Origin of the sequence: Bartonella tamiae Th239, from assembly GCF_000278275.1 — a bacterium.
Taxonomy (GTDB): Bacteria; Pseudomonadota; Alphaproteobacteria; order Rhizobiales; family Rhizobiaceae; genus Bartonella; species Bartonella tamiae.
In genome coordinates this window covers 1,365,798-1,387,733 of sequence record NZ_JH725147.1, presented here as the reverse complement: position 1 = coordinate 1,387,733, position 21,936 = coordinate 1,365,798, and the positions used below count along the sequence as shown (strand labels likewise).

Annotated in this window: 16 protein-coding genes and 1 tRNA gene; 5 read left to right on the top strand and 12 right to left on the bottom strand. The window is 36.7% G+C overall.

Annotated elements, in window-relative coordinates:
- The first annotated feature begins 154 nt into the window (after window positions 1-154).
- Window positions 155-403: a zinc-finger domain-containing protein gene (locus ME5_RS06230; RefSeq protein WP_008039430.1), complete on the top strand. Its 249-nt coding sequence runs from the start codon at window positions 155-157 to the stop codon at window positions 401-403.
- Between the two features lie 11 nt (window positions 404-414).
- Window positions 415-1,665, top strand: a complete 1,251-nt coding sequence (locus ME5_RS06225; RefSeq protein ID WP_008039429.1) for an FAD-dependent monooxygenase — start codon at window positions 415-417, stop codon at window positions 1,663-1,665.
- A gap of 1 nt (window position 1,666) precedes the next feature.
- Here the strand turns inward: ME5_RS06225 and ME5_RS06220 are convergent, their stop codons facing one another.
- Genes ME5_RS06220 through ME5_RS06205 form a run of 4 tightly spaced genes read right to left on the bottom strand, consistent with a single transcriptional unit; the run spans window position 1,667 to window position 5,797 of the window.
- A complete protein-coding gene (locus ME5_RS06220; protein WP_008039427.1) occupies window positions 1,667-2,416 on the bottom strand; it encodes an amino acid ABC transporter ATP-binding protein in 750 nt (249 codons plus the stop codon).
- Window positions 2,417-2,428: 12 nt separating this feature from the next.
- Window positions 2,429-3,592, bottom strand: a complete 1,164-nt coding sequence (locus ME5_RS06215; protein WP_008039426.1) for an amino acid ABC transporter permease — start codon at window positions 3,590-3,592, stop codon at window positions 2,429-2,431.
- Window positions 3,592-4,785 carry an amino acid ABC transporter permease gene (locus ME5_RS06210; protein ID WP_008039425.1) on the bottom strand — a complete coding sequence of 398 codons (1,194 nt, stop codon included), beginning with the start codon at window positions 4,783-4,785 and terminating at the stop codon, window positions 3,592-3,594. The genes ME5_RS06215 and ME5_RS06210 overlap by 1 nt, the downstream gene beginning before the upstream one ends.
- A 28-nt stretch (window positions 4,786-4,813) precedes the next feature.
- Window positions 4,814-5,797 (bottom strand): amino acid ABC transporter substrate-binding protein, encoded by a 984-nt coding sequence (locus ME5_RS06205; protein WP_196793547.1) that lies wholly within the window; start codon window positions 5,795-5,797, stop codon window positions 4,814-4,816.
- Window positions 5,798-6,032: 235 nt separating this feature from the next.
- Here ME5_RS06205 and ME5_RS06200 point away from each other — a divergent pair, with 235 nt between their 5' ends.
- On the top strand, window positions 6,033-7,202 hold the full coding sequence (locus tag ME5_RS06200) for a cystathionine beta-lyase (RefSeq protein WP_196793548.1): 1,170 nt from the start codon (window positions 6,033-6,035) through the stop codon (window positions 7,200-7,202).
- Window positions 7,203-7,544: 342 nt separating this feature from the next.
- On the opposite strand, the gene dnaE is transcribed toward ME5_RS06200, so the two are convergent.
- Window positions 7,545-11,030 carry a DNA polymerase III subunit alpha gene (gene dnaE, locus ME5_RS06195; RefSeq protein ID WP_008039421.1) on the bottom strand — a complete coding sequence of 1,162 codons (3,486 nt, stop codon included), beginning with the start codon at window positions 11,028-11,030 and terminating at the stop codon, window positions 7,545-7,547.
- A gap of 593 nt (window positions 11,031-11,623) precedes the next feature.
- Between dnaE and recG the strand changes: the two genes are divergently transcribed.
- Window positions 11,624-13,732, top strand: a complete 2,109-nt coding sequence (gene recG, locus ME5_RS06190) for an ATP-dependent DNA helicase RecG (RefSeq protein ID WP_008039420.1) — start codon at window positions 11,624-11,626, stop codon at window positions 13,730-13,732.
- 24 nt (window positions 13,733-13,756) lie between these two features.
- Complete coding sequence (locus tag ME5_RS06185) at window positions 13,757-14,587, top strand: phosphodiester glycosidase family protein (RefSeq protein ID WP_008039419.1); 831 nt, start codon at window positions 13,757-13,759, stop codon at window positions 14,585-14,587.
- A 94-nt stretch (window positions 14,588-14,681) separates the two neighbouring features.
- Here ME5_RS06185 and glmS read toward each other — a convergent pair whose 3' ends face one another.
- From glmS to ME5_RS06140, 7 genes are all read right to left on the bottom strand, one after another.
- Entirely contained in the window at window positions 14,682-16,505 is a 1,824-nt protein-coding gene (gene glmS / locus ME5_RS06180; protein WP_008039418.1) for a glutamine--fructose-6-phosphate transaminase (isomerizing), read from the bottom strand.
- A gap of 138 nt (window positions 16,506-16,643) precedes the next feature.
- Window positions 16,644-18,035, bottom strand: a complete 1,392-nt coding sequence (glmU, locus tag ME5_RS06175) for a bifunctional UDP-N-acetylglucosamine diphosphorylase/glucosamine-1-phosphate N-acetyltransferase GlmU (protein WP_196793549.1) — start codon at window positions 18,033-18,035, stop codon at window positions 16,644-16,646.
- A gap of 11 nt (window positions 18,036-18,046) precedes the next feature.
- A complete protein-coding gene (locus tag ME5_RS06170) occupies window positions 18,047-18,838 on the bottom strand; it encodes a cytochrome c biogenesis CcdA family protein (RefSeq protein WP_196793518.1) in 792 nt (263 codons plus the stop codon).
- Window positions 18,839-19,383: 545 nt separating this feature from the next.
- The gene (locus ME5_RS06160; protein WP_008039414.1) at window positions 19,384-19,851 is read right to left on the bottom strand and encodes a DUF2269 family protein; all 468 of its coding nucleotides are present in this window, start codon (window positions 19,849-19,851) and stop codon (window positions 19,384-19,386) included.
- 151 nt (window positions 19,852-20,002) lie between these two features.
- A complete protein-coding gene (locus tag ME5_RS06155; protein WP_008039412.1) occupies window positions 20,003-20,365 on the bottom strand; it encodes a hypothetical protein in 363 nt (120 codons plus the stop codon).
- Between the two features lie 735 nt (window positions 20,366-21,100).
- Window positions 21,101-21,177, bottom strand: a tRNA-Arg gene (locus tag ME5_RS06145).
- Window positions 21,178-21,364: 187 nt separating this feature from the next.
- On the bottom strand, window positions 21,365-21,748 hold the full coding sequence (locus tag ME5_RS06140) for a DUF1090 domain-containing protein (protein WP_008039410.1): 384 nt from the start codon (window positions 21,746-21,748) through the stop codon (window positions 21,365-21,367).
- Window positions 21,749-21,936 lie beyond the last annotated feature (188 nt).

The following is a 21,936-nucleotide window of genomic DNA, read 5'->3' as shown; positions in this document are numbered from 1 at the left end:
AAATTCTGTTTAAAAGCTCACTATAATATATTATGTTACACGTGAATTTGTTTTGCTAGTCTAGGGCAGAGATTACAAACAATGTGTATATTAAGAATTGGCATCAATATGCCTTAATATAGACTATGAATAATGATTATATGGAGTGAGCATAATGGCAGATCATCACATTCCGCATTTCCAAAATGACATTGGATATAAGGTGATAGAAATCGGCGTCAAAGAATTTATGTGTGTGGGTGCGAGTGCTCCATTTGATCACCCGCATATTTTTATCGATATGGGTGCAGAAAATGAAAAAATTTGTTCTTATTGTTCAACACTGTACCGTTATAACACTGAATTATTGGAAAAAGAAACAATCCCTTCAGGCTGTAATTATGTAAAGGATAAAAGCGCATAATCATCAATATTATGCAAATAAATATAAGATCTTATCAGCACCCCATTATCATAGGGGCAGGTATTGCAGGTTTAAGTACTGCACTTTCACTTGCTCATAAAGGTATTAAAAGTGTTATTCTTGAAAACCGAAAATATTTGGATGAGGTTGGGGCTGGCATACAATTGGCAAGCAATGCCACTAGGATTTTGAAACTTTGGGGCTTGGAAGACCAACTATTTAATGCTGGAGTACAACCGCATTGCTTGCAGCTCAGTGATGGAAAGTCTCTTAAAACATGTGTTCAGATCGATATAAAAGAGACAGCGCAAAGGAGATGGAATTCCCCTTATCTTACGATACATCGTTCTGACTTACAAAATATTCTTTACCAGGCTGTTAAAAACAATCCTTTTATTGAAGTAAAATTAGGTGAAAACCTTTTTGAGATGATAAAACAAGATAATGGTTTGACGAAAATTGGAACCATTATTGATGGGAAAAAAATCTATTCAACCAGCCCACTGATAATCGGTTGTGACGGTGTTTGGTCTCAAACTCGACAAAATGTTTATTCAAATGAAACTGCCCAATTTAGCGAATTTATTGCTTGGCGTTCAACAATAAAATTTGAGCTGATTCCCTTCAATATTCAATATCATTTTACACCTCGTCAAACTATACATGCATGGATGAGGCCAAACAGTCATCTTGTCGCCTATCCCATAAGATCGGGAAAAGAAATAAATTTTGTTGCAATTACCAAAGGAAACCATTCTGATAAAATTTGGAATCATCAAGGGAAAAGCATTGATTTATTAAAGTCATTTAAAAATTGGCACAGTGATATTCATACATTAATTCAAACAACTGGTCATTGGACATATTGGCCACTTTATGACATGCAAAATCATCATTTTATTGGTCAATCAGGACAGGTATTCGTAGGTGATGCATCACACGCACTATTACCTTTTGCAGCACAAGGTGCTGCCATGGCCATTGAAGATAGTGCAGTTTTGGCAGAATGCTTAGCCTCTCAGTCTGATATTAATGAAGCGCTTTTTCATTATCGTTTTTTACGCAAAAAACGTCTTTTATCCGTCAAAAAACGTGGTAATTTTAATCAATTTACTTATCACGTCAAAGGACCAATGGCTATTGCCCGAAATTTTGTGATGAAATTGACCTCTTCCGAAAAAATGATGTCTGATCTTGATTGGCTTTACGGATATGACGCCATTGCACATGCCAAAAAATATTTAAATAAATTTATTTCTTAAATTATAAGATCTGTTTTAAAAAATCTTTTGTTCTTTCATGTTGGGGATGATTAAAAAACTCACCAGGTTTAGCAACTTCTAATATCTGCCCTTCATCCATAAAAACAATATAATCAGCAATTTCTCTTGCAAATCCCATTTCATGTGTCACACAAATCATGGTCATACCACTTTGTGCCAAATCACTCATTGTATCCAATACTTCTTTTATCATTTCTGGATCTAAAGAAGATGTTGGTTCATCAAATAACATGACGCGAGGTTTCATACATAAAGAACGCGCAATTGCAACACGCTGTTGTTGCCCACCAGATAATTGTCCTGGATATTTATTCGCTTGATCAGGAATTTTAACACGTTCTAAAAAATGCATTGCTTGCTCATTAGCGACTTTGCGAGATATATGCTTCACCCAAATTGGTGCAAGTGTACAATTTTCGAGCACGGTAAGATGCGGAAAAAGATTAAAATGCTGAAAAACCATACCAACATTTTGACGTATTTTTTCCAATCGACCAAATCTTTGTGTAAGATGCGTTCCACATACTATAATTTCGCCTTGCTGAACTGGCTCTAAGCCATTGATACAACGAATTAATGTGGACTTTCCTGAGCCAGATGGACCTGCAATTATAACCTTTTCTTGAGATTTAACGTAAAAATTAATGTCACGCAAAACATGTGTTTTACTAAACCATTTGTTGACATTTTTCATACTAACTTCATATTCTGATAGTGATATTTCGCTCATGATGGTTTTATCCTAAACTTTCGTGTCAAAATTTTTTGAAGCGTTCAAAGTTTTCTCAACAAAATGAGCATATCTTGACATAAAAAAGCAAAATATCCAAAATATAAGACCAACAAATATCATTCCCGTCGCAGGCGTTTGAGGTGTACTCCATTGTGCTTGCTGAATGGCTTGACGAACCACACCTAAAAGATCGAACATCCCTATAATATAGACCAAACTCGTTTCTTTAAACATGCCTATTAAAACATTGATCAACCCCGGTATAACCAAAGCGTAAGCTTGCGGTAAAACAATTAAAAACATTGTTTTAAAATAGCCAAGTCCTAAAGAATGTGCAGCTTCGTATTGTCCACGCGGTATTGCTTGCAAACCACCTCTGATAACCTCAGCAATATAGGCAGAAGTAAATAAAGCAACACCAATAAGAGCGCGAAGTAGCTTATCAAACGTCATGCCCTGTGGCAAAAATAAGGGAAACATCACACTGGCCACAAACAAAACGGCAACGAGTGGTATACCACGAATTATTTCAATATATATGATAGACAAAAATCGTATGACCGGTAGGCGAGAACGACGTCCTAAAGCGAAAAGACTCCCCAAAGGAAGTGATATAGTAATACTTGTATATGCAATTGTTAGCGTTACAAGCAACCCTCCCCATAATTGTGTATCAACACGTGTTAGTCCAAAATGTCCACCAATCAATAAAAAATAACCAATAAAAGGAACGATAAACAGTGATATAAGTGCATTGATAATTTTATAAGGACATGATGGTATAAGAAGAGGAATATTTATTAAAATAAGAATTATTGCCATACTATTGACACGCCAACGTTCACTCTCTGGATATCGACCGTAAATAAATTGACCAAAATTTGCTTTTACAAAAGCCCAACACGCACCACGCCACTCATTTGGCTGAATACCACCTTGGGCAATTGTTGCACAAACTTTACGGTCACTTCCTGTCCATACAGCATCAATCAACATCCAGTTCATGAGTGGAAACAGAATAGAAACAACCAAACAGCTAAATAAAATTGTTAAGACGGCACTTAAGGGTGTGGCAAATAAATTTATTCTCAACCAAAGCCATACACCGCGTTCTTGTATCAGTGGTTGTTCACTGGCAATTATGTGGGATCTCGTAAAGCGTTCTTCCATCATTATCGCTCCAAAACTGCCATATATTTATTGAAGACATTCATAAGAATTGAAACGAAAAGACTTAAACCTAAATATACCACAATCCATATCACAGCAAGTTCAATTGATTGCCCCGTTTTTTCAATAATAGTGCTAGATACCATCATCAGTTCGGAATAACCAACGGCAGCACCCAACGAAGTATTTTTAATTAAATTCATATATTGGCTAGATAATGGAGGTATAATAATGCGCATTGCTAAAGGAAGAGTAATCAACCGCATAATTAAACGATTGGAAAGCCCAAGTGACATTCCCGCTTCTTTTACTCCGCGATCTACACCTTGCAAACCAGCACGAATGGTTTCGGCAATAAGTGCTGCTGTATAGATTGAAAGCGCCAGATAAAGAGCAACGAATTCAGGCGATACATAAAAACCACCTTTATAATTAAATCCTTGTAAAACCGGTATATCCCAAGCCTTTGGTCGCCCAAAAATACTAAAACTTATCACTGGAAGGGCGATTGCTATAAAAATACAAATCCAACCATTAATTTTTGTTCTCTCTCCATCACGCTGTTTATATTTCATCCAAAGAAAAAGACACAAGGCTATCATCAAAGCAAAAACTGTGAGCCCAATAGCGACACTCATTGATCTTTCCCAAATAGGTTGAGGAAAGTAAAACCCACGTATATTAATGATTATGCCACCCCATATTAAGCTTTGACGTGCTGATGGAAGGATCTGCATAACACCGATAGACCAAAAAAACAGCAAAACAAGCGGAGGAATATTTCTAAAAAATTCTACATAGCATAATGCCAATTTGGCAATCAGCCAATTTTTAGACAAGCGAGCAACACCAATGATCAGACCTAAAATTGTCGCAGTAATAAGACACAAAACCGCAATAAACATCAGATTAACAATGCTTGCGAAAATAACTTTTCCATTTGTTGCATTATCATCATATTGAATGATACTTGAGGGTTGATTAAATCCTGCACGCTTATCCAAAAACTCAAAACCAGAAGCAATACCAGATGCTTTTAAATTGGTTATTGTATTATGTGTAATCCAATGTATCGCAAAAAAAAGCACAATAAGAACGAGAATTTGCAAAAGAATAGACATTACCATATGTGCATTGAAAAGTGCAGTCCACCCTGCTCTTTTAGTGTATTTTGTCTTATTTATAGGCGCACTCATTTTCAATATTTACGATCTAATATCAGAGTTAACGAATAGGAAGACCATATTGCAAACCACCTTTGGACCATAGTGCGTTAATACCACGGGATATTTTCAAAGGGGTGTTTTGACCTATATTGCGTTCAAAAATTTCACCATAATTTCCAACAGAACGGATAATCTTCACAGCCCAATCATTTTCCAGACCTATATCTTTACCGATAGTATTTCCCTCTTCCACTCCCAATAGACGTTTTATATCAGGATTGTGTGATTGCAGCATTGTATCAACATTTGCTTTCGTAATTCCATATTCTTCAGCATTTAAAAGCGCATTATGTGTCCAACGAACCACATCAGCCCATTGTGGATCACCTTGTCTAACCGCTGGTCCAAAAGGTTCTTTCGAAATAATTTGCGGTAAAACAACGTGATCATTAGGATTTTGCAATTGTAATCTTAAGCCATAAAGCGATGATTGATCGGTCGTATAAACATCGCAACGTCCAGAGTCATAGGCTTGATTAACCTCGCTAAATTTATCAAAAACAACGGGCGTATAGTCCATTTTGTTTTGTCTAAAATAATCTGCAAGTGTAAGCTCTGTAGACGTACCCGACTGAACACAGATCGATGCGCCTGAAAGTTGTAGTGCTGATGTGATATTATCGAGGTTTTTACCATTAATCATAAAACCTTGGCCATCATAATAATTTATACCAACAAAATCGAGACCTAAGGAGGTTTCACGTCCCATTGTCCATGTTGTATTTCGGATCAACACGTCAATTTCACCTGATTGCAAAGCTGTAAATCGCTCTTTTGAACTTAACGGGACGAATTTCACCTTTGCACCGTCACCAAAAATCGCAGCTGAAACCGCACGGCAATAGTCGACATCAAAGCCAGTCCATTCTCCTTTTTCATCTGGAATACTAAAACCAACCAAACCAGAACTTACACCACACTGAACATATCCCCGAGATTTCACATCATCCAAAGTGCCAGCAAAGGCTGAAAATGTTCCCATGATGGCTGTCAAAGATACACTTACTGCCGTAATATATGATTTAATTCTCATTTACCCTCTCCTCACACATGGATAGACCTTATCTTAGAAATATAGTGAAAAACATTATTGGCCTAGGGTCAAGTCTCCACCATTTTATGTACTTTAAAAAAAAGAAACTTTTTTCTTGACCAATACCTAAATATAGGAATTTTATTATAAAAACATCTTATAAAGTTTTGGGAAGGGTCTTATGATTTCTAAAAACGAGAAAAAAACATTAGGGGTCAATACAAGTTTAGCCCATAGCGGCAATCATCCAAATGATTTTTTTGGATTTGTTAATCCACCTATTGTTCGAGCTTCAACAGTTTTATTTCCTGACGCTATAACTCTAAAAACAGAAAATCAAACTTATACTTATGGTACACATGGCACCCCAACGACTGATGCGTTATGTCACGCAGTCGATGCATTAGAAGGCTCTGTTAAAACCGTTCTTGTGCCATCAGGTCTTGCAGCCATTACGACTCCACTTTTAGGAGCATTAAAGAGCGGTGATCATGTTTTAATTGTCGATTCTGTATATGCTCCAACACGTCGTTTTGCTGATAATATGCTCAAAAAATTTAATATTGAAGTAGAATATTACGATCCTCTTATTGGCGCCAATATTGAAGCGCTTATGAAAGAAAACACCAAAGTCGTTTTTACGGAGTCTCCAGGATCAAACACTTTTGAAATCCAAGACATTCCTGCTATATCAAAAATAGCACATCAGTATAATGCACTTGTTATGATCGATAACACATGGGCGACCCCCCTTTTTTTTAAACCTTTGGAACATGGTGTGGATATTTCAATACAAGCGGCAACAAAATATCCAACGGGTCACGCTGATATTCTAATGGGCTTTATTTCAGGTAATGATCGTGCTGCCCATATTATTGACTATACACATATGGTACTTGGTATGAGTGTTGCTGGCGATGATGCTTATACAGCATTACGTTCCATGCGTACTATGGGCATTAGACTAGCACATCAAAGTCAAACCGCACACAAACTTGCGCGATGGCTTGAATCGCAGCCACAAATATCGCAAGTCCTTCACCCTGCTCTTGAAAGCCATGAAGGACATACTTTATGGAAACGCGATTTTTCTGGTGCATCAGCAATCTTTTCAATTGTATTAAGAAAGGGAGGAGAAGAAGAAGCACATGCCTTTTTAAATGCTTTGAAAATTTTCGGTCTCGGCTATTCATGGGGTGGATATGAAAGTCTGGCAATTCAGGTAAATCTTGATGATCGCACCGTATCAAAAAGCAAATATTCAGGACCGGTTTTGCGGCTTCAAATTGGCATTGAAGATTTTCCTGATCTCAAAGAAGATATACAAAAAGGATTGATTGCTACGAATATTTAGGCTCAAAATTCATTTTTTATCAATATGGGAGGAGGAAATGCATGCTTGAACGAAAACAGGAACTGCTGTGAATATGACTATTTTCAAAAAAATTTTGACAAAGTTAAGCAAGAAAATTTTCTATATCCAAAGAACATAAAAAACTTTCAATCTATTTTGTCGGAAAGAACAACAAAATCGTTCATTCGCTCACCGCTTTCTTCCTCAGAGTTTTTTTATTTTTTATAATACTTTAATAAAATCAGGAAGTCCTAAAATTTATCTAAATTCATACTCATGGATTTTATCTTTTTATTTTTTCCGACAGTAGAATCTCTCATATCGTTACGCTAGATATGGAATTTAAACCAATTCCACCTCAACAATACCACTTAAAGCTTTCATTGCTCCAGCAATTTGTGGGCTGACACGATATTTTTGCGGCAATTCAATTTCAACTTCACGTTCACCATCGTTTTGAATAACTATTAAGCCAATTTCACCATCACCGCCTTGTTCCAGTGCGCTTTGAATTTGATCAATAATTTGTGCCGAACGGATAAAAATACGCATTTTTTTGTGGATACGCTCTGACTCTCGTTCTAAAGAATGTACGGTTTGTATACGCAAGCTTATACCTTCTGGACGATTTTCTGCAGCAACAGTTATAACAACAGATTGCCCCGGCTCTAACATATCACCAAATGAATACAGACTTTCTGAAAACATAATGGCTTCATATTGACCTGTTGAATCAGAAAACTGGATAATACCCATTTTTTTTCCAGATTTTGTTTTTCTTATTTGTTTTACATTAACAGTTCCAGCCAAACGTCCTGCACTTGCACCTTTACGCACGGCATTGGAAAAATTATTCCAGTTTTGTACCCGCATTTTATCAAGAACCTCTTGATATTCATCAAGTGGATGTGCAGACAAGTAAAATCCAATTGCCTGAAATTCTCGATGCAATTTTTCTGCCGGCAACCATGGTTTTGCGTGCGGTAATATTAAAGGATCTTTAATCCCTCCACTCATTGCAAAAATATCAGTCTGACCACTACGATTATTATCGAGGATACGCAAACCTCGAGCATTTATAGTTTCAAGACCAGAAATAAGCACTTCACGCGAAATATTAAAACAGTCAAAAGCCCCAGCATGGATCAGACTTTCCATTGCTCTTTTATTCACAAGGCGTGGATCAATGCGTTCACAAAAATCTTCTAAATCCTTAAAAGGCTTATCGCCACGCATCTGTACGATATGATCGACAACAGGCTCACCAACACCTTTAATAGCAGCCAGAGAGTAAAAAATTTTATTTTCTCCAACTTCAAAAATACGATGCGAAGTTTGTACTGATGGCGCTATAATGTCGATACCCAATCGCGCCGCTTCACGACGAAAATCATTTAATTTGTCAGTATTAGTCATATCATAACTCATGGATGCGGCAAGAAACTCCACGGGATAATGCGCTTTCATAAATGCTGTTTGATAGGATACCAAGGCATAAGCCGCCGCATGTGATTTATTAAATCCATAATCTGCAAATTTCGCAAGAAGATCAAAAATTGCATTGGCTTGATTTTTATGAACACCACCTTCAACCGCACCATCAACAAAACGAGCGCGCTGTTTTTCCATTTCCGCATGGATTTTTTTACCCATGGCACGGCGCAATAAATCAGCTTCCCCTAAAGAATATCCTGAAAGTTCTTGCGCGATCTGCATAACTTGTTCTTGATAAACAATAACGCCTTGTGTTTCTTTAACTAAATGGTCAATTTTAGGATGAATTGAAGCAATTTCCTCTTCCCCATGTTTGCGCGCATTATAAGTTGGTATGTTTTCCATAGGACCTGGACGATACAAAGCAACAAGTGCAATAATATCTTCAATACGATCGGGCTTCATGCCGATAAGAGCCTTACGCATTCCAGCACTTTCCACCTGAAACACACCGACCGTTTCACCACGCGATATCATCTCATAAGTAAGAGGATCATCAAGCGGAATACGAGAAAGGTCAATCATCACGCCTTTTCGTTTTACAAAATCGACAGCTGTTTTAAGAACAGTCAACGTTTTTAAACCCAAAAAGTCAAATTTTACCAAACCCGCCTGCTCAACATATTTCATATTAAATTGCGTGACAGGCATATCAGAACGTGGATCGCTATACATTGGCACAAGCTGTGATAAAGGACGATCACCAATCACAATGCCAGCAGCATGGGTAGATGCATGACGATAAAGTCCCTCTAATTCGAGCGCAATATCAAGTAAACGACCAACAATAGGTTCTTTTTGCTTTTCTTCTTCAAATTTTGGTTCATCGCGAATTGCTTTTGCAAGTTCAACATTACTACCTGGTGTTGCTGGAACGAGTTTAGTCAAATAATCAACTTGTCGATAAGGCATTTCTAAAACACGCCCGACATCTCGTAAAACTGCTCGTGCTTGCAACTTACCAAAAGTTATAATTTGAGCAACTTGTTCACGACCATATTTACTCTGCACATAATGTATAACTTCTTCACGCCGATCTTGACAAAAATCAATATCAAAATCAGGCATTGACACGCGATCAGGATTAAGAAAACGTTCAAAAAGTAAAGAAAAACGAAGAGGATCAACATCGGTTATTGTTAAGGCATAAGCGACAAGAGAACCTGCGCCAGAACCACGCCCCGGCCCAACTGGAATATCATGTTGTTTCGCCCATTTAATAAAATCAGCAACAATTAAAAAATAACCCGGAAATTGCATTCGCGTGATGATCGAAAGTTCATAATCAAGACGTTTTTCATAATCTTCTATACGATAATTTTCGGCAAGACCTGCGGTTTCAAGTCGTGTTTTTAACCCCTCTTTTGCCTGTTTCTTTAACTCTTCTGCTTCTGCTTGAAGTGCTGCATCAGGATCTTTAGACTGTCCTGTAAACCGCGGCAGAATAGGTTTTCGTGTTTTAGCATAAGAATGACAACGTAAAGCTATTTCCACACTGTTACCTAAAGCCTCAGGAATGTCAGAAAATAGGGCAATCATTTCATCTTGGGTTTTCAAATAATTGTCAGGTGTTACGCGTCGCCTTTCAGGATTAGATACGATTTGCCCTTCGGCAACAGCCATAAGAGCATCGTGAGATTCATATCCTTCTTTATTTTTGAAAAAAGCTTCATTGGTTGCAACCAAAGGCAAATTATGGCGATAAGCCAAATCCACCAATTGTGCTTCAAGCGCGCGATCATAATTGCCTTGTCTTTGTAACTCAATATAGAGCCTGTCATCAAAAGCTGTTTTTAACAGTTCCAGCCTTGTAAGCGCACGTTCTAATTTGTCTTCAGATAATGCCCTATTAATTGGACCATTTTCTCCCCCTGTCAGAGCAATAATACCAGCACTTTCTTCCAAAAGTTTATCAATATGGACATTCGCAGGATCAGTTTCTCTTTTGTCCAGATAAGCACGACTGACAAGCCGCACCAGATTATCATACCCCTGTTCGTCAGCAGCAAGCAGAACTATGGATGTAAAGTCGGATGGATAGCGCCATTTTTCAATACGCGGGTCTTGTCCCACATCATCGAAATCAATCGCCAATTGGCACCCAATTATTGGCTGCAAACCATGAGCAAAACATATTTGTGAAAATTCTAATGCACCAAACAAATTATTAGTATCAGTCATTGCGATTGCGGGTTCGCAATCATTCACCGCATGATTAACAATATCTTTTACTTTAAGAGCCCCTTCTAACAATGAATAGGCAGAATGAACCCTCAAATGAATAAAACGAGGTCGACTATTATTAGCCAATTGAAGATCGACGATTTCTGTCACATGGAACCTTTTTCATTGCTCAATACCAAAGTCTTTAAAAATTGTTTTTCATTTCCTGCTTAATGCAAAAGAATCATTTTTTTACTGATCTTTTTTAACACAAAATATTCATGGAATTCTGCAATGTTAAAATTTTATTTTTTTAAAAAACTGTTAGCCATATGCCAATTGTTGCAACAAACAAACTGATAGAAACAAATGAGAGCAGATCGTATAAAAGTTCAGACATTTAACTTCCTTTCATGTTATGTTTTTGTTATGTTCTATATATGTTCCATTTGCAAGAATATTTTTTAAACCTTTTCATTAAGCTTAACAAAGATTAAATTTTATTCGCACTGCGATAATGAGATTACGTAACAAAATATTTTAACTATGGATCACGATGAAACATGTCATAATAAATTGAAAAACTAACAATGAAGAATTGAAGACTTTTATCCTTATAAAAAATACTTTATTTATATCTTAAGATAATTATTTAATAAAATATTTGCGCTTTCGCCATAACCTCATAAACCAAATTTATGACAATAAATGATGTTGGAAACGATTATTTTTTATGAGCAATTAAAGGTATTAAGGATAATACAATGAGACCTTCTTTGCTCGACCCGTTATTTGCGTCCATACGCTCACTTCAGGGTATTGGACCAAAGGTATCAGCATCATTTTCTAAATTACTCAATATAGAACTTACAAAAGAAGACGTCAGACTTATTGATCTGCTTCAACTTATGCCAACAGGTGTCATAGATCGGCGTCATAGACCAGGTATCGCTTTTAGCGAAAGTGGATCTGTGTCAACATTTGAAATCACTGTTGGACACCATACGCCCCCTTCAAATCAACGCCCGCACATTCCTTATCGTGTCACAGCGTTTGATCATACGGGTGAAATAAGTCTTGTTTTCTTTCATGCTCAACGTTCTTGGTTAGAAAAGCAATTACCGATAGGCGAAAAAGTCATCATTTCAGGAAAAGTCGATTGGTTTAACGGCAAAGCATCTATGGTTCACCCCGATTATATTGTGCTTGCCTCACAAAGTGAATTGATGCCAATCATTGAGCCAATTTATCCTTCCACTGCCGGGCTTTCTGGAAAAATTATAAATCGTACAATGCTTTATGCATTGGAACGCCTACCTCTTTTACCAGAATGGTTAGATAAAAATTTAAAAATTCAAATGGATTTTCCTTCATTTGATGTTTCTTTAAGACGTTTACATAAACCGATTGACCCATTTGATCTTGAAAAAACAAGTCCATCTTATAAGCGATTAGCCTATGATGAATTGCTTGCAGGACAATTAGCGCTTGGAATGGTACGCTTAAAGACAAAACAAAAGGGTGGACGTTCACATAAGCTTAAAAAAACATTTACAGAACAATTAAAAAAGAGTCTTCCCTTTAGATTAACCAAAGGTCAGGAAGATGCTTGTAAAGAAATTGCAAAAGATTTAGCATCACCACAACGTATGTTGCGGCTTTTGCAAGGCGACGTCGGCTCAGGAAAAACAATTGTTGCTTTAATGGCAATGGCACAAATTGCAGAAAATGAACGGCAATCGGCAATAATGGCGCCCACTGAAGTGCTTGCGCGACAACATTATTCAACCATAGCACCCTTAGCTGAAAAATTAGGATTACAAACCGTCTTACTCACGGGACGAGAAAAAGGTAAAATACGAGAAGCGATTTTAACGGATATTGAAACAGGCAAAACTTCTATCATTATTGGAACTCATGCTCTTATTCAAAATAATGTCATCTATCACGATCTTGCTCTAGCGATCATTGACGAACAACATCGTTTTGGTGTTCACCAACGTTTACAATTATCTGCTAAAGGATACTTGCCAGATTTTCTGGTTATGACAGCAACGCCTATTCCAAGAACGCTTGTGTTAACTGCCTTTGGAGATATGGATGTTTCAAAGCTAACAGAAAAACCTATAGGCCGTAAACTTATTAAGACAGCAACTCTTCCTATCGAAAGATTGGAAGAATTACTGCAACGTATCTTGAATGCTTTAAAAAGGGGCGAAAAAATTTATTGGATATGCCCTCTTGTTGAAGAGTCTGAAAATCTTGATTTAATATCAGCACAAGACAGATACATTATTTTAAAAGAGAGATTTGGCTCTCAAATAGGTCTCATCCATGGAAAAATGAGCGGAAATGAAAAAGACATTGCTATGGACTCCTTTAAAAAAGGGATAATTCGACTGCTTGTTTCAACCACAGTGATAGAAGTTGGCGTTGATGTTCCAGATGCTTCAATTATCATCATTGAACATGCTGAAAGATTTGGTTTATCCCAATTACACCAATTGCGTGGTAGAGTTGGGCGCAGTGACAAAGATTCATCATGTATTTTGCTTTATAAATCACCACTTGGCAAAACAGCACAAGCACGTCTCAATATCATGCGTGAAACACAAGATGGATTTGTTATAGCAGAAGAAGACTTACGACTAAGAGGAGAAGGTGAATTATTGGGAACAAAGCAATCTGGTGTTCCTAATTTTTCTATGGCGAATCTTGAAGTTCACTCAGATCTGCTAACCATTGCACGCAAAGACGCAAAACTTATTCTTGAAACTGATCCAGATCTTTTATCAGAACGCGGACAAGCATTAAGATTATTGCTTTATTTGTTTAAGCGTAACGAGGCGATAAAACTTTTACGCGCAGGTTAAAAATTTAAAAGGACATAATGCATTATGACAAGAGTCATCATTATTATTTTTTTTGTTATCATTTTTGGCCTTTTAGGATTATTTGCTCTCAAGCTTATTTTAAAATCAAAAACACATGTTATAAATATACAGTCTGAAATGAGTGAAAGTGATGATAATAAGTTATCCGTGACGAAACCATCTTTTTGTCAACGAGAAACATTTGAAGATAAAGCTTTTATTGTTTGTGAAGTGCATCCCAAAAACCATGAAGTTACACTATTTTTAAATGATCGAAATCATCGCCCCTTTAAATATTTTCGACATGTCGAAAAAATGCTTCAAAAACAACAAAAGACACTCGGTTTTGCTGTTAATGGAGGCATGTATCATAAAGATTTTTCTGCAGTTGGTCTTTATATTGAAAATGGTAAAAAAATCCATGAGATTTCAACAAAAGAAGGCCCTGGAAACTTTCATATGAAACCTAATGGTGTGTTTTTTATTGCAGATGAATCTGCGGGGATTTTGGAAACCTCCACATATATCACAAGTCAGATTACGCCAGAATTAGCGACGCAATCAGGACCCATGCTTGTCATTAACAATGTCATTCATCCTCGTTTTATTCCTAATTCACCTTATCTTGAATATCGCAATGGTGTCGGAGTAAAAGAAGATGGAACTGTGGTTTTTATAAATTCAGAAAAAAAAGTAAACTTTGACGAATTAGCTCGTTTCTTTCGCGATAAACATCAAACACCTAATGCTCTTTATCTTGATGGTTCAATATCAAGCCTATATGCTCCAGAACTTCAACGCTACGATTGGTGGTACCCGTTAGGACCGATTATTGGCGTTGTTATTGATAAATAGATATAACGTCACTCTATAAACTATTATGTTGAAATGATAAATTTTAAGGTGAGTTTTTACGTAAAAAATCCCTATGGAAGAAGAATCCTTGCTATTATTCGACCGTCACAGATTTAGCTAAATTACGCGGTTGATCAACATCCGTTCCTAACAATGTTGCTGTATGATAAGCAATAAGTTGTACAGGAATAGTATAAGCAATCGGTGAAACACTATCAGGCACGTCTGGCATAATAATGGTTTTAATATTATCAAGACCCGTGGCTTTTGCCCCTTTTTGATTCGTTATCATAATAATGCGACCACCTCGTGCGGCAACTTCTTGCATATTGGACACTGTCTTTTCAAACCATTTGTCATAAGGCGCAACAACAATCACAGGGATCGTCTCATCGATTAAAGCAATAGGACCATGTTTCAATTCACCAGCAGCATATCCCTCTGCATGGATATAGGAAAGTTCTTTCAGTTTTAATGCACCTTCAAGAGCGATAGGAAATGACGAACCGCGCCCTAAATAAAGAATATTTTTGACATTCATTAAATCACGGCAAATATGTTCAATCTGTTCATCAAGCTTTAATACATCCGAAATAATGCGCGGGCTTTCAGCTAATTCTTGAACAAGTTTACTCTCTTCCTTATCCGTTAAATGTCCGCGTTGTTTTGCTGCTTGAAGAGCCAGTGAAGCCAGTGTTGCCAATTGACACGTAAATGCTTTGGTGGATGCGACACCAACTTCGGGTCCTGCCAATGTTGGAAAAACAAAATCGGCTTCACGCGCCATTGTTGACTCTTGAACATTAACAACAGAAGCCGTTTTGATCCCATTATTTTGGCAATAACGCAAACAGGCAAGTGTATCCGCTGTTTCTCCCGACTGTGATATAAACATCGATAAAGTATCAGGAGATAACGGTGGCTCTCGATAACGAAATTCTGAAGCGACATCATTATCCACGACAAGTCCTGCCAAAGATTCAAACCAATATCTTGCAACTAATGTTGCATAAAAAGCGGTACCACAACTTGCCATGGTTAAACGATGGATATTTTTCCAATCGATGGAGACAATTTGATTAAGAATTTTTTTTTGTGAAAGATCGAGATAATGCGCCAATGTATGCGCAATCACCTCAGGCTGTTCCCACATTTCCTTATGCATAAAATGGCGATGATTGCCTTTAGATACTAAAAAAGTATTGCCTGATGATATTGTCATTTCGCGTTCTACCAAGCGATCTTCATAATCATATATGATGACACTATTACGCGTCATAACCACCCAATCACCATCTTCCATATAGCTTATGCGATTGGTAAATGGTGCAAGAGCAATAGCATCTGAGCCTACAAACATTTCACCATCACCATATCCAATGGCTAAAGGTGGGCCAGAACGGGCCGCAATGATCAAATCATCATAACCTTTAAAAATACATGCGACTGCAAAGGCACCTCGTAATTTTTTAAGGTTTGTTGACATTGCCTCTTGTGGTGCCAGACCTTCTTTTAAAGAACGGGTGAGAAGTTTTGCAAATGCTTCTGTATCTGTTTCTGTTTCAAACACATAACCATCTGCACTTAACTCTTCACGCAATTCGGCAAAATTTTCAATAATACCATTATGCACAACAGCAACTTGATCTGTCATATGAGGATGTGCATTACGCTCTACAGGCGCGCCATGACTTGCCCAACGGGTATGACCAATTCCTGTTAATCCTTCAAGCGGTGATTCATGCAGTTTATTTTCTAAATTGACAAGTTTTCCTTCCGCACGCAAGCGCTTCAATACGCCATTATGAAGAGTTGCAACACCTGCTGAATCATATCCACGATATTCAAGTCGTTTCAAACCATCAATAATAAGAGGGGCTACGGCTTGCTTTCCAAGAATACCGATAATTCCACACATATAACAACTCCAAAACGATAAAATATTTATTTTAACAATCGATAATAAATATATAGCTCTTAAATATCCTATATAAGTATCATGCACATGATAGCAAAATTTTGGTAAATTTTACCGAATTATTTTACAAAGACTTCCTCAATCTTTTCGCTCAGTTTGATTTTTACGCAAAGCTTTAACTGCAGCAAAATGCTCACGTAAAGATGTTGCGCGTCCTTCTTTATTAACTTGATACGAACGTCCAAATGCAACACTGTTATCGGGTACTAATTTTGTAATAACACTGCCAGATGCAACATAAGCATTTTGACCAATCTCAATCGGAGCGACTAAGGAAGAATTTGATCCGATAAAGGCATTTTTACCAATGATCGTTTCCCATTTATTAAAGCCGTCATAATTACATGTGACTGTTCCAGCCCCAATATTAGCATAGTCACCAACTTTTGCATCACCAATATAAGTTAAATGATTGACTTTAGCTTCCTTACCAATCCTTGATTGTTTAATTTCACAAAAATTGCCAACCTTAGATTTTTCTTCAAGATGTGACCCTGGTCGGATGCGCGCAAACGGACCCACTGTCACATTTTCATCAATGATAGCATCTTCCAGATAGCTAAAGCTATGAATAGTCGTACCCTTTTTTATCTTTACACCTGGACCAAAAAAAACATTGGGTTCAATTGTAACATCCGCGTCTATAACTGTATCATAAGAAAAATACACACTATCAGGCTTTAAAAGACGAACACCTTCATGCATTAACATCTGCGCTTTACGTTTTTGCCAAAGCGCATCAGCTTGCGCAAGCTCCGTATGATTATTGACACCAAGAACATTTTCAAACGGGACTTCGATAGCTTGAACCTTTAACTTTTGTTGAACAGCAATGGCCACAATATCTGTTAAATAAAATTCTTGCTTTGCATTATGATTATCAATTTTTTCAATCAAAGATAATGCGTATTTCCCATTCATTGCCATCACACCACCATTGCAAAAATTTATCTGCCTTTGGTCTTGTGTTGCTTCTTTTTCTTCGACAATTGCAATCAGCGTTCCGTCTTTTTCAATTAAACGCCCATAACCTTCTGGTTTTGATGTACGAAATCCCATGACCACAACATCAACGCCGTCAGCTAATGCATTGCGTGCGCGGCCTAAAGCGTCTGCCTCTATTAAAGGCGTATCACCAAATACAATCAAAACATCGTCAGGCATTTTGTTATTAGGGGTGTTTTCAAGCAAAGTTTTAGCACTTAATACAGCATGTGCCGTGCCACGGCGTTCTTCCTGCATAAAAAAAGACGCATGAGGTGCAAAGTCATAAATTGCTTTTTGAACGCTTTCAAATCCTCGTCCAACAATAATTGCAAGAATATCTGTTCCAGCAGATTGAACTTGTTGTACAACATGACACACCATAGGGAGCCCTGCAATTTTATGAAGCACTTTGGGCAAGGAAGACTTCATGCGTGTCCCCTCGCCTGCAGCAAGTATAATAGAAAGGCAACGACGTTTTATCATATTTTTCTTATTCATGACGATGAAAGACCAAAAAACTGTTTGACATCTTCCCAATTCAATCCTTCGATTTGACTTAAAGTCGGATATTTTTCAAGCAACCAAAATGAAAAGTTTTGCATATATCCTGTCAAAAAAAGAATACCTGCTATTATAAGAAAAACACCAATAATTTTTTCAACTTTTCCTAAATGCACTTTAAAGCGGTTTAAAAAAGCCATAAAAGATCCAGAAAAAAGAGCCGCTAAAATAAATGGAATAGCGAGCCCCATTGAGTAGACCGCTAAAAGAAAAGCGCCCTCTCCAACAGATTCTTTTGTGCCTGCAAGTGTAATAATTGGTCCTAAAATAGGTCCAATACATGGTGTCCACCCAAATGCAAATGCAAGACCAATGATATAAGCGCCAATGGGTCCTGCCGGTGTTGAACGTGTTTGAAATCGCGCTTCACGAGATAAAAACCCTAATTTAAAAACACCTAAAAAATTAAGTCCAAAAATAATAATAATAAAGCCAGCAGCCATTGCTAGCCAATCACGATAATAACCGATGAAACGTCCAATAGTGCTCGCGCTGGCACCAAGAGCGACAAAAACTGTGGTAAAACCAAGAGCAAAAGCCAGTGCTGCAATAAATAAAGTAAACCTTACGGGTGCTTTTTTTTCAATATTTCCACCACGAAAATCTTCAACGCTGACGCCTGCCATATAACATAGATAAGGCGGTACGAGAGGCAAGACACAGGGAGAAAGAAAAGATAAGGCGCCAGCAAAAAATACGCCAACGGTCGATAGTTCAATCAACAAGATCATAATTCCATTTCAAATAACTGAATTTCAAAGCACTTTTGCCACATAATGACCTTCATCACAATCTCATTTCTTTAAAAACGTTTTTTTCAATTGAGATAGAACGACATTTATAAAATAATGTAATATTTATTTTATCATTATTAAAATGATGACGGCTTAATTGTGAAGATGCTTTTTTATAAAAAATAAAAACTATTCTTGTTGTTCAATATTTTCTTTAACAAAATCGACAATATATTTAGAAAGTTTATCTATCGTCGGATGATACCACATCGCTGTTGGAGAGAGTTCATATCCAATTCGCCGATAAGTACAAATGTTTCTGTTGAATCAAGCCCAAAATCACTAAAAATTTATCAACAACCACATCGGAAACTAGAATATTAAATTTTTCGGCAATTTTTTCAACCAACCAATTACGAGTTTCGTTCTCTGTAATATTACTTGAGTGATAAGACATCATAATCTTCATTAAATCTTATTCTGCTCTAGTATATTTTCTGACTTTTTTAATATATTGTATTGCTTTTGCACGACAGCTAAAAACGAATTATCATTGATACAAGGGCGCATAAAGCAAATATATTAGAGAGCGTTCCCCAAAAATACCATTTTTGCGCCAATGTGTTAAATTCTTTCGCAATTTTACTGAATTGGTCAACGTTCTCAATGAGTTTTTTCTGCTTATATTGATTAGGCACAAGGAAAAGAACCCATATTAAACCAGAAAGAATAAAAGAACTTGTGCCAACCAAAAGCCATTTTTCTCCAAACCGATCTAACTGCAAATAATACACAAGGTACGCCCCTGTCAAAGCAAGTAAAACCGCCCCGCAAAATGTAAAAATATAATCTGTTAAAATCACTAATCTGATGCCAATACGAATCTTTTCAATATCTTTACTTTTATCAATAAATACTTTCCAAACACCAGTAACCATAATGTTCCCAAAAAACAAAGTTGCGGCGACCACATGAATAACAAGAGCAACACTATAAAAAGCCATTACTTTCTCATCCGTACACATAGAACATTATATATTTTAATTATTAAAATAATAAGTCTATTTTTTCATAAGATTCATAATCGTTCTAGCGACAAGACTACCTGAATAAACCCCACTTTCATTAAATCTTACAGCATCTGGTTCCAAATTCCTACTGAAAGAAGGAACCAGAAAAGAAAACAGGTCCTTTTTTATGAATATTCGGTAACTTTGATTGTCTTTCTGAACTTTCAATAATAAGTAACAGCGCTCTTGCTTGCCCGCGAATAATATTTTGCCCCCCCCAAGAATCAGGCGAAGCATCTGCAAGCGGTGGCGGTAAAGGCGAACTCACCTCATCATCAGCTTTAAAGAAAAAGCGATTTTCCAATAAAGCTATCGAAGGAGCGATAGCAAAGCATCGTGGATTATTCAACCAAGATTGGCTATATTGATATGTGCTGTGCTGACGCGCGCTATTGGCTTCAAACCAAAGTGAGCCAACTTCTATTCCTAAATCGCCAATACATATCATAAATTCTGTCTGCGCAATTAAAAAGCCTCTCCATCGTCTTGTATGGTATTTTGTGGAGACTCTAATTGTTCAAGGTTTCGTTTTTTACTGTTTAATGAGCGAATTCTTTTGGGCAGCGGATTAATTGCCATCGACGCTAAAAATCAAAAATTTTATGAAGACCGTCAGATTTATACCTTGAATTATGACAAGGAATTGAGACGAGCTTTAATGTTTGAAAGTCTTTTCAGAATACCACTCTGGTATGCTTATTATGATGAATCGGAAAATTGGTGGTATTGGATAAACGCACTTAAAACCCTTTAAAAAAGGTGATTTAAGACAGCAAAATGGTGATAAAGCTAACAGTTTTCTCGCTCTAAAACGCGAGCATTTTGTAATTATAAAAACGGTTGATGAACTTTCCAAATTATATGCGCATCGTATTGATGATTTGAAGAAGCTAACCAAAACGATGCCCTTTGAAGCCAAACAACGACCTTATACCAACAGAAGCAAGGCTGATACAGTCTCATCAATCAATAAAGAATCATCCCAAAAACCACATACAAACATCACCGTTCCAAATGATATTTTAGAGAGTAAAAAGTCGTCTGTTAGACAACTCTTACAATCGGTAAAGCGCTGGTTTTAAGACTGTTTTTGACTTTGATTGCGACAAAACCGCTACATTTTTTTGAACAAGCACAACCGCAAATTCAACTATTATAATATATTGATTTTTTGAATTAAAATTGGCGCACCCGACAGAATTCGAATCTGTGACCTCTGCCTTCGGAGGGCAGCGCTCTATCCAGCTGAGCTACGGGTGCGTATGACTGAAGAAAAAATCAGTCTTTGCTTTCTATCTGATTAATGATAATGCATCAATCCACAAAACAACTGCCATAATTATTTTAATAAAAAAATTTATTTCTTTGCTCAAACCGTGATCTTAAAAAAAACCGCATCTGAAAACTCAGATACGGTTTTCAAAATAAATTTAATTTTAAAAATGTTTTATTTATCTAAATTTGCTTTAGCGGAATCCAATTCTCTTTTTGCTTCATTCAGTTTTTTGATTTTTTTTTCAATTTTTTTAGGATTTCCTTTTGCTTTTGCTTCAGACAATTCCGCTTCTCTTTTTAAAACTTTTTGCCTTTTTTCTGCGACTTTTTCTTGACGCTTCTCAGTTAATTTTGCATCAGTACAGTGACGCATATTTTCTTTTAAAGCTTTTTCTAAACCAGAAATTTCATATTTGTTATTATATTTACGAGCATAATCCAATTGTGTTTGAATATCTTTTTGCTTAGCCGCACACCCCTTTAATGCAGGTTGCGCTGAGGCAACATGACCAAGAGCCAAAACCATAACACCACTTAATAGAATTTTTTTAATCATAATTTCCTCATATCTTCTTTCAAAGTTTATTGCTACAATTGAATAAACGAACTAAATCGTTATTTCATAGTTTAATTGAGGCATAATTTTGAAATTTAAGTTTTTTTTCTAAAAATTATTATAAATATAAGAAAAAAAACTTAGTATATGAGCTATTAGAAAATTACATCCTCGTTCTAGTATGTATA

Coding starts and splice junctions, on each gene's coding strand:
- ME5_RS06205 (WP_196793547.1), bottom strand. CDS start 5,797: ATGGGAACATTTTCAGCCTTTGCTGGCACTTTGGATGATGTGAAATCT.
- ME5_RS06140 (WP_008039410.1), bottom strand. CDS start 21,748: ATGATTAAAAAAATTCTATTAAGTGGTGTTATGGTTTTGGCTCTTGGT.
- recG (WP_008039420.1), top strand. CDS start 11,624: ATGAGACCTTCTTTGCTCGACCCGTTATTTGCGTCCATACGCTCACTT.
- glmS (WP_008039418.1), bottom strand. CDS start 16,505: ATGTGTGGAATTATCGGTATTCTTGGAAAGCAAGCCGTAGCCCCTCTT.
- ME5_RS06210 (WP_008039425.1), bottom strand. CDS start 4,785: ATGAGTGCGCCTATAAATAAGACAAAATACACTAAAAGAGCAGGGTGG.
- ME5_RS06155 (WP_008039412.1), bottom strand. CDS start 20,365: ATGATATGTATTGGCGATTTAGGAATAGAAGTTGGCTCACTTTGGTTT.
- ME5_RS06160 (WP_008039414.1), bottom strand. CDS start 19,851: ATGGCTTTTTATAGTGTTGCTCTTGTTATTCATGTGGTCGCCGCAACT.
- ME5_RS06225 (WP_008039429.1), top strand. CDS start 415: ATGCAAATAAATATAAGATCTTATCAGCACCCCATTATCATAGGGGCA.
- glmU (WP_196793549.1), bottom strand. CDS start 18,035: ATGATAAAACGTCGTTGCCTTTCTATTATACTTGCTGCAGGCGAGGGG.
- ME5_RS06215 (WP_008039426.1), bottom strand. CDS start 3,592: ATGATGGAAGAACGCTTTACGAGATCCCACATAATTGCCAGTGAACAA.
- ME5_RS06185 (WP_008039419.1), top strand. CDS start 13,757: ATGACAAGAGTCATCATTATTATTTTTTTTGTTATCATTTTTGGCCTT.
- ME5_RS06230 (WP_008039430.1), top strand. CDS start 155: ATGGCAGATCATCACATTCCGCATTTCCAAAATGACATTGGATATAAG.
- ME5_RS06220 (WP_008039427.1), bottom strand. CDS start 2,416: ATGAGCGAAATATCACTATCAGAATATGAAGTTAGTATGAAAAATGTC.